Here is a 12,376-nt window from a genome sequence, read left to right on the forward strand (position 1 = left end):
GGAATGACACCCCCGCCAAGGCATACAACGCCTGCGAATCCCCAACCAAGCCGGCACCGCCCACACCCCACAGAAACGCCAACGGCCGGCCCACCGAAGTGGGCCGACCGGGAGGCTACTAGCGACGGGACCTAGTTCGGGCGGCCGACCTCGTAGGTTCCATCCTCCTTGGTGATCTTGATAGTCACCTTCTTGCCCTCGCCGCTGACCTTCAGGTCGCAGGTGAAGGTGGCGTCGACCTTGACTTCTTGACCGGACGGGCAGGTGACGTCGCTGACGTCCTGGATGCCGTAGGAGTCGGTGAGGACCTTTTTGACGCCGTCCTGGACGGCGGCTTGGTCCAGCTTGTCCTTGGAGGTCAGTACGAGGACTAGGGCGACGATGGCGCCGATGACCACGACACCGAGCACGACCAGGCCGATGACCAGGCCTTTTCCTTTGCCTTGCGGCGGGGGCTGCTGCTGGCCGCCCCCCTGCGGTTGCGGCTGCTGCTGGCCCCCCTGCGGCTGGCCCTGCTGCCAGTCCTGCGGCTGAGTCTGGCCCCACGGCTGGCTCTGCTGGCCGGGCTGACCCCACTGCGGGTTCGGCTGCTGACCCCACTGCTGCTGGCCGGGTTGTTGCGGCGGCTGACCCCACGGCTGCTGCGGCGGCGGCTGATCACCGCCCCACTGCTGGGTCGGCTGGGCCGAGGCCGGAGTTTGCGGCTGGCCGCCCCACTGGTGGGTGGGTCCTGCCCCGCCGGGTGCCTGCTGTCCACCCCACTGCTGGGTGGGATCGTTGTTGCGCCCCTCCCCGGGTTCGCTGGGTCCAAACGGGCCGCTCATCTGGTTGCCTCCACTCGCATCGTTGTACACACGGTAGCCCCCCGCGTGAGAACGGTCCGATATCTCTAGTCCTCCGCCACGGTCGGTACGCGAAAGAAATCAAATCACAATCGAATCCGCTACGCGGCGTCCACCGCGACGACACCCCGCCGGATCGCGCGCACCGCCTTCGCGGCGGTCGCGGCGACCTCCTCGTCGTCGGCGGTGTTGTGGATCTGGTCGAGCAGGTCGATCACCTGCCTGCACCAGCGCACAAAATCGCCCGCGGACAGCGGCGTGGCCTGATCACCGCTGGCGAGCAACGACTCGGCCAACCCGTCGCCGCGCGCCCACTTGTGCACGCCGGTGACGAAACCCAGATCGGGTTCCCTGGTCGGCGGCAGCTTGTGCCGGGCCTCGTCGGAGCGCAACTCCGACCACACGCGGATGGTCTCGCCGATCGCCCGCCGGATCGGTGCCGTCGGACCCGTCACGCCGAGATATCCACCGTCCTGGCGGGATTCGAACACCAGAATGGACACGACTCCGGCCAACTCGGCCGGGCCGAGCCCGCGCCACAGCCCCTGCCGCAGGCATTCGGCGACCAGCAGGTCGCTTTCGGAGTAGATCCGGGCCAGCCTGCGACCGTCCGCGGTCACCTCGGATTCGTGCACGAACCCGCGTTCTTCCAGCAGCCCGAGGATCCGATCGAAGGTGCGGGCCAGCGAGTTGGTCGTTGCGGCAACCTTCTGGCGCATGGTCTCGGTCTCCCGGGCCAGCTTGTTGTAGCGCTCGCCGATGCGCGACATCTGCTCCCGATCCGCGCGGGTATGCGCCGGATGGGCGCGCAGAGTGCGACGCAACGTGGACAGTTCCCGGTCGTCGGCCGCCGACGCACGTTTGCCGCGGCGCGGCCGGCCCGGCACGGAAATCCCGGTGCTGCGCAGCGCCGACGCGAGATCGCGACGGGTCTGCGCGGTCCGGTGATCGACCCGCCGCGGCAACCGCATGTGCCCCAACGCCTCCGCGGGCACCGGGAAATCGGCCACCGACACCCGACCGGCCCACTTGTCCTCGGTGAGCACCAGCGGCCGCGGGTCACCCGGCGTCGCATCGGGTTCCAGGATGACCGCGAGCCCGGCCCGCCGCCCGGATGGAATCGCCACCACATCACCGCGGCGCAACGCCGTCAGCGCCGCGACCGCAACCCCGCGCCGGTCCGACCGACCTTGCTGTTCGAGCTGCCGCTCCCGCTGCTTGATCCGTTCCCGCAGCGAAATGTATTCCAGGAAGTCACCATCGGCGCCGCCGAGCTGATCGCGCAGCTTGCGCAGCGCGGACTCGTTGCGTTCGATACCGCGGACCAGCCCCACCCCCGAGCGGTCGGCTTGGAACTGCGCGAACGACCGCTCCAGCAGCATGCGCGCTTCGGCGGCACCCATCCGGTCGATCAGGTTGATCGACATGTTGTAACCGGGCTTGAACGAACTGCGCAGCGGATAGGTCCTGGTGGAGGCCAGACCGGCGACGGCACTGGTATCGACCTCCGGCTGCCACAGCACCACCGCGTGGCCTTCGACGTCGATGCCACGACGTCCGGCGCGTCCGGTCAGCTGGGTGTATTCACCGGGGGTGAGCTCGGCGTGCGACTCACCGTTGTACTTGACCAACCGCTCCAGCACCACCGTGCGCGCGGGCATGTTGATGCCGAGAGCCAGTGTCTCCGTGGCGAATACGGCCCGCACCAGACCTTTGACGAACAGCTCCTCGACGGTATGCCGGAACGCGGGCAGCATCCCCGCGTGGTGCGCGGCCAGCCCGCGGTGCAGCGCCTCGCGCCACTCCCAGTACCCGAGCACCTCCAGGTCCGCCTTCGGCAGGTCACCGGTGTGCTTCTCGATGATGTCGTCGATCTGTTCGCGATCGTCCTCGCGGCTCAAATCGAGCCGGGAACGCAAGCACTGTGCCAGCGCGCCATCGCAACCCGCGCGACTGAAGATGAAGGTGATCGCAGGCAGCAGGCCCTCTTCGTCCAGCTTCGCCAGCACCTCCGGCCGCGGCAACGGACGGAAGTCACGCCGCGGACCGCCGCGCCCGTTGCGCGGACCATTCCAGCTGTTGGCCCGATCGGCGGCTTCACGCTGCTTGATGAACCGGACCAGGTCGCCGTCGACCAGCACCTTCTGATCGGTGGAATCGGTGTCGAACAGGTCGAACATGCGCCGCCCGACCATGACGTGCTGCCACAGCGGCACCGGCCTGGTCTCATCCACCACCACGGCGGTGTCGCCGCGCACGGTCTCCATCCAGGCGCCGAACTCCTCGGCGTTGGAGACCGTCGCCGATAGGCTGACCAGCCGCACGTCCGGCGGCAGATGCAGGATCACTTCCTCCCACACCGCGCCGCGGAACCGGTCGGCCAGGTAGTGCACCTCGTCCATCACCACGAACGACAACCCGCGCAACGCGTCCGAGGACGCGTACAGCATGTTGCGCAGCACCTCGGTGGTCATCACCACCACGGGCGCGCCCGGATTGATCGACTGGTCGCCGGTGAGCAAGCCGACGCTGTCACGGCCGTAGCGCTCGGTGAGATCGGCGAACTTCTGGTTCGACAGGGCCTTGATCGGCGTGGTGTAGAAGCACTTACCGCCCGCGGCGAGCGCCAGATGCACGGCGAACTCGCCGACCACGGTTTTACCCGCACCGGTCGGCGCGCAGACCAGGACGCTGTGTCCCTCTTCGAGTGCCGCGCAGGCGGTGCGCTGGAAAGGATCCAGGCTGAACTTCAGCTCGGTGGAAAACTTCGCAAGCTCGCCCGTATGCGACCGGTGATGTGTCACCGTCAGAGGGTATCGGAGTAGTCCGACATCGAGCGCCCGGTTTTATCCGGGGGTGTCATGATCGAGTCGGCCGGATCGATCGGATCGGGGCTGCTCAGCGTGGACGCTTCTTCGTCGGCCAGCGCGGCCAGGTTGTCGGCTTCCTTGCGCGCCTTGCGGATGTCGTTCAAGCGGGAGAACTGGATCGCGACCTCGAACAGCACCGTGAGCGCGAGCGCGAGCGCCAGCATGGAGAACGGGTCCTGCGGGGTGACGATGGCCGCGAACACGAAGAGCCCGAACGTGATTCCGCGCCGCCACGCCTTGAGCCGGGCGTAGGTGAGCACCCCGATGAGGTTCAAACCGATGATCAGCAGCGGGGTTTCGAAGCTGACGCCGAAGATGACCAGCAGCTGGATGATGAAGCTGAAGTACTGCGAACCGCTCAGCGCGGTGATCTGGACGTTGTTGCCGATCGTCAGCAGGAAGCTCAATGCGTGAGCAACCACGACGTAGGCCAGCACGGCGCCGGACGCGAACAGCACGCTGCCCGCCGAGACGAACCCGACCGCGTATTTGCGTTCCTTCGCGTACAGACCCGGCGTGATGAACGCCCACAACTGGTAGAGCCAGATCGGCGCGGCGAGCACGATGCCCGCCGTCATGCCGACCTTCAAGCGCAGGGTGAACTGCTCGAACGGTGCGGTGGCCAGCAGCTTGCAGGTCCCGTCCGGGCTGATCGCGGCGCGCGACGAGTCCGGCAGCGCACAGTAGGGACCGCGGAGGATATCGCCGAGGCTCTTGAGGCCGAGGAACCCGTACTCGTACCAGAGGAACCCCAGCACGGTGGTGAGCAGAACCGCCGCGATCGAGACCAGCAAGCGGTAGCGCAGTTCCTGCAAATGCTCGACCAACGACATGGTGCCGTCGGGATTGGTCCGGCGCTTGCTGTGCCGGGGATCGAACGGGATTCGCATGGTGGGTGATGGCCCCTGGGTTGAGAAGCTCGGCAACAGCGCACGGATCCCGGAGTGAGTCGCGACTCACTCCGGGTCGAACAGCCCGCTCAGAGCGTCTTCGGCTCGGCCTGGGGCTGCGGGGTGACCGACGGGGTGACCGGCTGGGCCTGCGGCAGTTGCTGAACGGGCGGCTGCTGCGCCGGCGCCTGCGCGTCGGACGACTCCTTGCCCTCGTTCTGCATCTGGCTGACCTCGCTCTTGAAGATGCGCAACGACCGACCCAGGCTGCGGGCCGCGTCGGGCATCCGCTTGGCACCGAAGAACATCACGAAAACGACCGCAATGATCAGCCAGTGCCAGATGCTCAGACTGCCCATGATTTTTACCTCCCAAGACTGGTGATGGTTCTGATGCTACCGGAGGGTGACGTGCGCGAACGCACCGTCCGGCCGCTCGGCGCACTGGGGAGTGCGAAGTCACGATGCCCTGTTTGCCCGATGTTCACTCCAGCCGGGCGAGCTCGGTCAACGAGCACCGGCCTGCGCGGCCCGCAGTTGTTCGAGCAATTCCGCACCGGTCCAGGTGCGCCGGTCGCCTTGCTCGGCGGCCACGATCAACTCGATCAGCCGCTGATTCACCGGCGTCGGCAGGCCGACCATCGTGCCGAGACCGACGATTTCCCCACAGAGCCAAGAGATTTCGGTTTTGCGGCCGAGTTCGAGATCGTCCGCCATGGACGAGCGCGCCATCGGATCGATGGCCAGTACCCGGCCGAAGACGCGCCGGAAAATACCGTCGGGCACGGTCAGCAGCCTGGTCATCAAAGCAGGCGGTACGGGTGTCAGCCGGGCGGGCGCTATTCGCGCCCTGTTCATCACCGTGAGCGCCTCGCGCTGGGTCAGCGCCAGGCAACGCCGATAATTCCGGTCGCTGAGTTGCTCGCGCAGCGGTCGTCCGGACAACGCGTTGATCGGGTTGTTCAGGTTCAGCAGCAGTTTCGCCCACTGCACCGAGCGCAGCTCCGGGTAGCGGCGCAATGCGAGCCCGGCCTGCTGGAAGACATCGAGGAACGGTGCCAGCGCCGGATCGTCCTGCACGGCGAGCCCGCCCTCGGTGCCGCGATGGAACCGGCCGCCGGGGTGGTGCACCACGTTGAACAGCACCATGCCGGCCAGCACCACGCAGTTGGGCAGGATCTCCCTGATCACCGTGTCGTTGCCGATGCCGTTCTGCAGGCTCAGCACCACCGTGCCCGGCCGGATCTTGCCGGTGAGTTCACGCACCGCATCCGCGGTCGCCGCCGATTTCACGGTGACCAGCACGATATCGGCCGAGCCGATGTCGTCCGGCTCGGTGGCCACCTGGAAACGATCGGGGGCCACTGTGTCGTCGCCGCCGTCGAGGTCGGTGAGCCGGACACCGGACGCGGTGATCTCGTCGAGCAGTCGCGGCCGGCCGACGAACGTGACGTCGGCGCCCGCCACGGCCAGCTTGCCGCCGACGAAGATGCCGATGCTGCCCGCACCGATCACCATCACCCGGCTCGCCGCGCCGGTGCTCATCCCACCGCCTCGAAGCCGGCGGCCGCGTAGGCGGCCAGCGCGGCATTCGAGCGTTCGCGCACCGCCGCAACCAATTCCGGCGGACCGAGCACGGTGACGCTCGAGCCGAAGCCGAGCAGCAGGCGCGCCATCCAGTCCAGTGTGGCGAACCGCATGGTCGCCTCCAGGCTGCCATCGGGGTGCACGGCGAGCCGATGCATCGGGTACTGATCGAGCACCCAGGCGTAATCACCGTGAATACGCAAGCGCGCCAACGGAACCGCGGGATCGTCCTGGAACAGGTCGAGCGCGGCGGACTCCTCGGTGGCGTGGCTCGGCGGCCTGGCCGGTTCGTCGAGTTCGGTGGCGTCCTCGATCCGGTCGAAGCGGAACAGGCGGACGCCTTCGGCCTGCCTGCACCAGGCTTGCAGATAGCTGTTGTTGTCTACGAGGACAATCCGGATCGGATCGCCGACGCGTTCGGTGACGACATCGCGACTCGCGGAGTAGTAGACCAACCGCAACGCGCGCTGCCTGGCCAGCGCGGAGCGCACGGTGGCGACGGCGGGCGCCTCGGTCGGCGGGGTGCGGGCATCATCGAGCTGGCTGCCGGAACCGCCTGCGATAGCCGATTCGATCTTGGCGATGGCGGCGTGTGCCGCGGTCGGGTCGACCATGCCCGGCATGTCCACGATCGAGCGCAGCGCCACCAGCAGTGCGGTCGCCTCGGTGGAGGTGAGCCGCAGCGGGCGGTCGATGCCCGCGGAGAAGGTGACCTCGATGCTCTCCTCGGAGAACGAGAGATCGATCAGATCGCCGGGGCCGTAGCCGGGCAGGCCGCACATCCACAGCTGGTTGAGATCGCTCATCAGCTGCTTGGTGGTCACGCCCAGATCCGCCGCCGCCTCCGCCGCACTGATACCGGGGTGGGCGATGAAGTACGGAATCATGTTCAGCAGTCGCGAAAGTCGAACAGAAAGTCTAGAAGAACTCACGCTCTGACCTCCGTGCGATCGAAAACCGAACGCAACCGCGCAACCACATCGGTGCGCAGGTCCTCCGGCGCGAGCACGACCGCATCCGGGCCGAGCCCGGTGATCAGGCGGGCAATCCAATCGCGGGAGCGAACCGGTAGCTCCACCACCGCGCCGACGCGACCACCGATGGTGCGTTCGCCGGTCACCTGACCGATCCGGCGCAGTTCACGCCCGCGCCCCTCGGCCACCCACACCGTCGCCGTGAAACTGACCGGCGCCGAGCTGGTGACGCGATCGACGATCGTGCGCAGGTCGATACCGTCCGGTTTGCGCACGACGTTCTCCGGCCCGTAAGCGGTCACGTCGTCGCCGATCCGGGACAACCGGAAGCTGCGGACCGCGTCCCGCTGCCGGTCGTGGCCGACGAGATACCAGCGGCCGTGCCGGGTCACCACTCCCCACGGCTCCACGTCGCGCATCAGATAGGGCGCGTTGATCGCGCCACGATGTTCGAACCGTACGGCTTGGCCGGCGTCGATCGCGGCGAGCAGTTTGCCGAGCACCGGCTCCGAGCCGCGGGTCCGTGCGGGCACGGCGGGAACCGAGGCCACTGCGGCATCGGTCTCCACGTGGATGCCGGCGGCACGCAGTTTCAGCAGCGCCCCGTCCGCGGCGGCGGCCAGCTCCGGCGATTCCCACATCTGCACGGCGACCGCGACGGCGGCGGCTTCCTCGTCGGACAGGTCGATCTCGGGCAGCTCGTAGGCGTCCCGGTTGATCCGGTAGCCCTCCACCGAGGTGTACCGGCCGACCGGTCCGATCTCCAGGGGTATGCCCAGGTCACGCAGCTCGTTCTTGTCCCGCTCGAACATTCGGCTGAACGCCTCGTCGCTGGCGGACTCCTCGTAACCGGCGACGCTGTCCCGGATCCGCTCCGCGGTCAGGAACTGCCGGGTCGACAGCAGCGCGATGACCAGATTCATCAGCCGCTCGACCTTCGATATCGCCACCCGATAGAGGGTAATCTGCCCGGCACCGCGCGTGCGCGTCGGCGCGCGATTCCCTCGATCACAGGTCGCCACGCGGCAGAATCGAGGGCATGATCATCGCTTTCTCTGTGACCCCGCTCGGCACCGGCGTCGATGTCGGACGTGCCGTGGCCGAAGCCGTCCGAGTCGTGCGCGCCAGCGGGCTGCCGAACCGCACCGATGCCATGTTCACCACCGTCGAGGGCGAATGGGACGAGGTGATGGGCGTGGTCAAGCAGGCCACCGACGCGGTGCTCGCCGCCGCCCCGCGCTGCAGTCTCGTATTGAAGGCCGACATCCGGCCCGGCGTCACCGACGGGATGACGTCGAAGGTCGAGACGGTCGAGCGCTACCTCGCCGAGGGCTAGTCCGGGATCGGCGTCTGCTGATACAGCACCAATTTCCACTCGCCGCCCGCGCGCAGATAGACACTCGACATCTGCCCGCGGAAGGCCGGTGCGTCCCCCTCGCGATACGCGACGCCGGTGTAGACGAGCACCTTGCTGTCCACCCCGCCGTCGATCAGCCGCGGCTCGAGAATCTCGTAGGTCCGCCAGGGCGGTGAATCGTTCAGCGCGGCAATGACTTCCGCGCGCCCCAGCACCATCCCGTGCGCGAGCACCATCACCGCGTCCCCGGTCATCAGCAGCCCGTAGAAATCGGCCCCGGTGCCGTCGCACAGCGAGTCCCAGCCCCGGCGCTCGACCGCGAGCAGCTCATTGAGAAGTTCCGTGTCTGCCATACCCCCACGGTAGGCACAGTCACGGCAAACGACATCCACCCAGGTAAGGGGTTCGCCGAAAAAGTCCGACGGCGACCGATACCCGATTGCTCGGGTCCGGTCGCCCCGTCACTACATGGAGGCGATGAGCCGGTCCACGCGTTCGTCCACCGAGCGGAACGGGTCCTTGCACAGAACCGTGCGCTGGGCCTGGTCGTTCAGCTTCAGGTGGACCCAGTCGACGGTGAAGTCGCGGCCGGCTTCCTGGGCGGCGGTGATGAAGTCGCCGCGCAGTTTGGCCCTGGTGGTTTGCGGCGGGGTGTCGACCGCGGCGTCCACGGCCTCGTCCTCGGTGATCCGCTTGGCCAGACCCTTGCGCTGCAGCAGGTCGAACACGCCGCGGCCGCGCTTGATGTCGTGATAGGCCAGGTCGAGCTGGGCGATCTTCGGATCGGACAGCTCCATGCTGTAGCGATCCTGGTAGCGCTGGAACAGCTTGCGCTTGATCACCCAGTCGATCTCGGTGTCCACCTTGGCGAAGTCCTGCGCCTCGACGGCGTCGAGGGTGCGGCCCCACAGGTCGACGACCTGGTCGATCTGCGGGTCACGGTCCCGGTTGCGCAGGTGCTCGACCGCGCGGGCGTAATACTCGCGCTGGATGTCCAGGGCGCTGGCCTGCCGCCCGCCCGCGAGCCGCACCGGACGGCGACCGGTCAGATCGTGGCTGACCTCGCGAATGGCGCGAATCGGATTGTCCAGGGCGAAGTCTCGGAAGGAGACGCCCGCCTCGATCATCTCCAGCACCAGGGCGGCCGTGCCGACCTTGAGCATGGTGGTGGGCTCGGCCATGTTCGAGTCGCCGACGATGACGTGCAGGCGGCGGTACTTCTCCGCGTCCGCATGCGGCTCGTCGCGGGTGTTGATGATCGGCCGCGAGCGCGTGGTCGCGGACGAGACGCCCTCCCAGATGTGCTCGGCCCGCTGGGACAGGCAGAACGTGGCCGCCTTCGGCGTCTGCAGGATCTTGCCCGCGCCGCAGATCAACTGCCGGGTCACCAGGAAGGGCAACAGCACGTCGGAGATCCTGGAGAACTCCCCCGCACGCACCACGAGGAAATTCTCGTGGCAGCCGTAGGAGTTGCCCGCGGAATCGGTGTTGTTCTTGAACAGGTAGATATCGCCGCCGATGCCTTCTTCGGCAAGCCGCTGCTCGGCATCGATCAGCAATTCTTCGAGGACCCGCTCGCCCGCTCGGTCGTGGGTCACCAATTGGTGCAGGCTGTCGCATTCGGCAGTCGCGTACTCCGGATGGGACCCGACATCGAGATAGAGCCGAGCACCGTTGCGGAGGAACACGTTCGAGCTGCGGCCCCAGGACACCACCCGGCGGAAAAGGTACCGGGCTACCTCGTCGGGGGACAGCCGACGGTGACCGTGGAAGGTGCATGTCACACCGAACTCGGTCTCGATCCCCATGATTCGTCGCTGCACACTATCGACATTACAGCCATGTCATGCGCCCGCGTGGGGCTGCGGACAACACGATCGCATACGTCTTCACAACGATTCGGTCCGGTTTGCCCGGATTCGGCGTCCCGCACCACCTTGGACACCCTTTTCGCAATCCACGAGCCACCGCGCGGCGGCCGCAGATACCATTCGATCCTCCCGCGTGTATCCCGACCTCGGTATGCGCGGTGCGCAGCGTCATGGCTACCGCTTCAGCGAAGTTCGTTTGTCCCGATATCGACGACGAAGGTAGGCCGAATGCGAACATGGCTCAGGGTGGCGGCCGTCGCGGTAATGTGCGCGGTCGTTTCGCAGGGCGTAGTGGCCGCCGAATTCGACGAGGCCCCGCCGACCGAACTGATCGCGGTGGACGGCGGGCACCTCGACTGGCCGACCATGCTGCGGGTGCTGCGCGACGAGAGCGTCACCGTCCGACTGGCCGACTCGGCCCGGCAGCGAATGAACACCACCCGGCAGGGCGCCCTGGATTCCGTCGCGGCCGGTCAGCGCGTGTACGGCTGGAATCAGGCGCTCGGACCGTTGAAGGACCGCCCGCTCGAACCGGATCAGCAGCGCGAATTCCAGCGGCGCATGCTGCGCTCGCACGCCGCGGGCGTCGGTCCCATGCTGCCCCCGGGCGTGGTGCGGCTGGCCCTGGTACTGCGCGCCAACTCGATGGCCAGGGGCGCGATGGGGGTGCGCCCGGAGGTGGTGGACCGGATGCTGTCCATGGTCGAGGCGGATGTGCTGCCGCTGATGCCGGAGATCGGTTCGCTGGGCACCGGCGATCTGCAACCGATGGCGGCGGCCGGGCTGAGCATGATCGGCGAGCACAATCCGGTCCTGTTCCGCGGCAAGCAGGTCGCGGCGAGCATGGCGTTTCGCGCGGCGGGCCTGCCGCAGCAGTTCACCCTGGAGTCCGGCGAGGCGCTGCCGCTGATCAGCGGCGGCAGCGTGGTCACGGCCCGTTTCGTCGAGGCCATCGACCGCGCCGAGCACGACCTGCACGGCTTCGCCGCCGCCTTCGCGCTGTTCCTGGAGGCGACCAGGGCCGAGCAGGGCGCCTTCGACGAGCGCACGCATACCGAGCGCAACCTCGATCACGACATCGACGGAGCCGGGGACATTCGCTCGATGGTGTGCGGCACCGAATGGATGACCGATCAAGGCCGCGAACGGTCCGGCGACGCACACCCGCGCATTCAGGACGCCACCTCGGTCCGCTCGACCCCGCACGTGATCGGCGGGCTGCGGCACAGCCTGGAGACAGCGCGCGACATCGCCCTGCGCGAGGCGAATGCCTCCACCTCCAACCCGCTGATCTTCGAAAAGGACGGTGGCGGCTACGAATTCGTGATGGGCGGCAACTGGGCGGTGACCCGCATCGGTGCGCAGATCGACGCGTTGAACGCACAGATCGCGAACCTGGCGATCCTGTCCGAAGGGTTGTCCGGCCGTCTGCTGGAACCGAAATGGAGCTACGGGGTACCGGCGAATCTCGCGGGTGGGGAGATCGGGCTGAACTCCGGCATGGTGCAGGCGCAGACGGTTGCCGCCGCCTTGATACCCGAGATCCAGGTCCGAGCCCATCCCGCGAGCACCATGTCCCGGCCGGTGAAGGGTGGTCAGGAGGATCTCAATACGATGGCGATGGCGTCGATGCGCAACCTCGCGGACAATCTGGATCGGCTGGATATCGTGCTCGGCGTCCAGATTCTGATGGGCGCGCAGGCGGTTGACTTGATGCGCGAACGGATGGGCGAGTTGCGCCTCGGTTCCGGGACCGAGGCGGTGCACGCGGTGGTTCGTCAGCGCATCCCGATGCTCCACGACGACCGCTATCTCAGCCCGGACGTCGACGCGGCCATTGCCCTGGTCCGCGAGGACGCCTTCACCCCCGCGTTCCGCGCGGCCGACCAAACCCGCTGCGCCGCATAGCCGGAACGGGACACGGCGGCGCGGCTACCAGGGCAGTGCCGGACATGAAGCGGGCCCGTGCGATGACCACCACTGGGG

General features: G+C 67.6%; 11 protein-coding genes. 2 read left to right on the forward strand and 9 right to left on the reverse strand.

Annotation, left to right across the window (positions count from 1 at the left end):
* Positions 1-131: 131 nt before the first annotated feature.
* From DBO33_RS27540 to DBO33_RS27570, 7 genes are all read right to left on the reverse strand, one after another.
* Positions 132-824 (reverse strand): DUF4333 domain-containing protein, encoded by a 693-nt coding sequence (locus DBO33_RS27540; protein WP_107660628.1) that lies wholly within the window; start codon positions 822-824, stop codon positions 132-134.
* A gap of 119 nt (positions 825-943) precedes the next feature.
* Positions 944-3,646, reverse strand: coding sequence for a DEAD/DEAH box helicase (locus DBO33_RS27545; protein ID WP_107657668.1), 2,703 nt, complete (start codon positions 3,644-3,646; stop codon positions 944-946).
* Between the two features lie 2 nt (positions 3,647-3,648).
* Positions 3,649-4,602: a twin-arginine translocase subunit TatC gene (tatC, locus tag DBO33_RS27550; RefSeq protein ID WP_107657669.1), complete on the reverse strand. Its 954-nt coding sequence runs from the start codon at positions 4,600-4,602 to the stop codon at positions 3,649-3,651.
* An 89-nt stretch (positions 4,603-4,691) separates the two neighbouring features.
* Complete coding sequence (gene tatA / locus DBO33_RS27555) at positions 4,692-4,961, reverse strand: Sec-independent protein translocase subunit TatA (RefSeq protein ID WP_107657670.1); 270 nt, start codon at positions 4,959-4,961, stop codon at positions 4,692-4,694.
* Positions 4,962-5,108: 147 nt separating this feature from the next.
* The gene (locus tag DBO33_RS27560; protein ID WP_107657671.1) at positions 5,109-6,146 is read right to left on the reverse strand and encodes a 2-dehydropantoate 2-reductase; all 1,038 of its coding nucleotides are present in this window, start codon (positions 6,144-6,146) and stop codon (positions 5,109-5,111) included.
* Positions 6,143-7,120 carry a helix-turn-helix transcriptional regulator gene (locus DBO33_RS27565; protein ID WP_267897897.1) on the reverse strand — a complete coding sequence of 326 codons (978 nt, stop codon included), beginning with the start codon at positions 7,118-7,120 and terminating at the stop codon, positions 6,143-6,145. The genes DBO33_RS27560 and DBO33_RS27565 overlap by 4 nt, the downstream gene beginning before the upstream one ends.
* On the reverse strand, positions 7,117-8,112 hold the full coding sequence (locus DBO33_RS27570) for a helix-turn-helix transcriptional regulator (RefSeq protein ID WP_107660629.1): 996 nt from the start codon (positions 8,110-8,112) through the stop codon (positions 7,117-7,119). The genes DBO33_RS27565 and DBO33_RS27570 overlap by 4 nt, the downstream gene beginning before the upstream one ends.
* A gap of 89 nt (positions 8,113-8,201) precedes the next feature.
* Here DBO33_RS27570 and DBO33_RS27575 point away from each other — a divergent pair, with 89 nt between their 5' ends.
* The gene (locus DBO33_RS27575) at positions 8,202-8,498 is read left to right on the forward strand and encodes an MTH1187 family thiamine-binding protein (RefSeq protein WP_107657673.1); all 297 of its coding nucleotides are present in this window, start codon (positions 8,202-8,204) and stop codon (positions 8,496-8,498) included.
* On the opposite strand, the gene DBO33_RS27580 is transcribed toward DBO33_RS27575, so the two are convergent.
* Positions 8,495-8,872 carry a nuclear transport factor 2 family protein gene (locus DBO33_RS27580; RefSeq protein WP_107657674.1) on the reverse strand — a complete coding sequence of 126 codons (378 nt, stop codon included), beginning with the start codon at positions 8,870-8,872 and terminating at the stop codon, positions 8,495-8,497. The genes DBO33_RS27575 and DBO33_RS27580 overlap by 4 nt on opposite strands.
* A 111-nt stretch (positions 8,873-8,983) precedes the next feature.
* Positions 8,984-10,342, reverse strand: a complete 1,359-nt coding sequence (gene pafA / locus DBO33_RS27585) for a Pup--protein ligase (protein ID WP_186818252.1) — start codon at positions 10,340-10,342, stop codon at positions 8,984-8,986.
* 276 nt (positions 10,343-10,618) lie between these two features.
* Here pafA and DBO33_RS27590 point away from each other — a divergent pair, with 276 nt between their 5' ends.
* Entirely contained in the window at positions 10,619-12,298 is a 1,680-nt protein-coding gene (locus tag DBO33_RS27590) for an HAL/PAL/TAL family ammonia-lyase (protein WP_107657676.1), read from the forward strand.
* Positions 12,299-12,376: the final 78 nt, after the last annotated feature.

Origin of the sequence: Nocardia suismassiliense (assembly GCF_900269665.1) — a bacterium.
GTDB lineage: Bacteria > Actinomycetota > Actinomycetes > Mycobacteriales > Mycobacteriaceae > Nocardia > Nocardia suismassiliense.

Bases quoted from the DNA above. Each gene is read 5' to 3' on its own strand.
- tatA (WP_107657670.1), bottom strand. From the start codon at position 4,961: ATGGGCAGTCTGAGCATCTGGCACTGGCTGATCATTGCGGTCGTTTTC.
- DBO33_RS27590 (WP_107657676.1), top strand. From the start codon at position 10,619: ATGCGAACATGGCTCAGGGTGGCGGCCGTCGCGGTAATGTGCGCGGTC.
- DBO33_RS27580 (WP_107657674.1), bottom strand. From the start codon at position 8,872: ATGGCAGACACGGAACTTCTCAATGAGCTGCTCGCGGTCGAGCGCCGG.
- DBO33_RS27575 (WP_107657673.1), top strand. From the start codon at position 8,202: ATGATCATCGCTTTCTCTGTGACCCCGCTCGGCACCGGCGTCGATGTC.
- DBO33_RS27540 (WP_107660628.1), bottom strand. From the start codon at position 824: ATGAGCGGCCCGTTTGGACCCAGCGAACCCGGGGAGGGGCGCAACAAC.
- DBO33_RS27560 (WP_107657671.1), bottom strand. From the start codon at position 6,146: ATGAGCACCGGCGCGGCGAGCCGGGTGATGGTGATCGGTGCGGGCAGC.
- tatC (WP_107657669.1), bottom strand. From the start codon at position 4,602: ATGCGAATCCCGTTCGATCCCCGGCACAGCAAGCGCCGGACCAATCCC.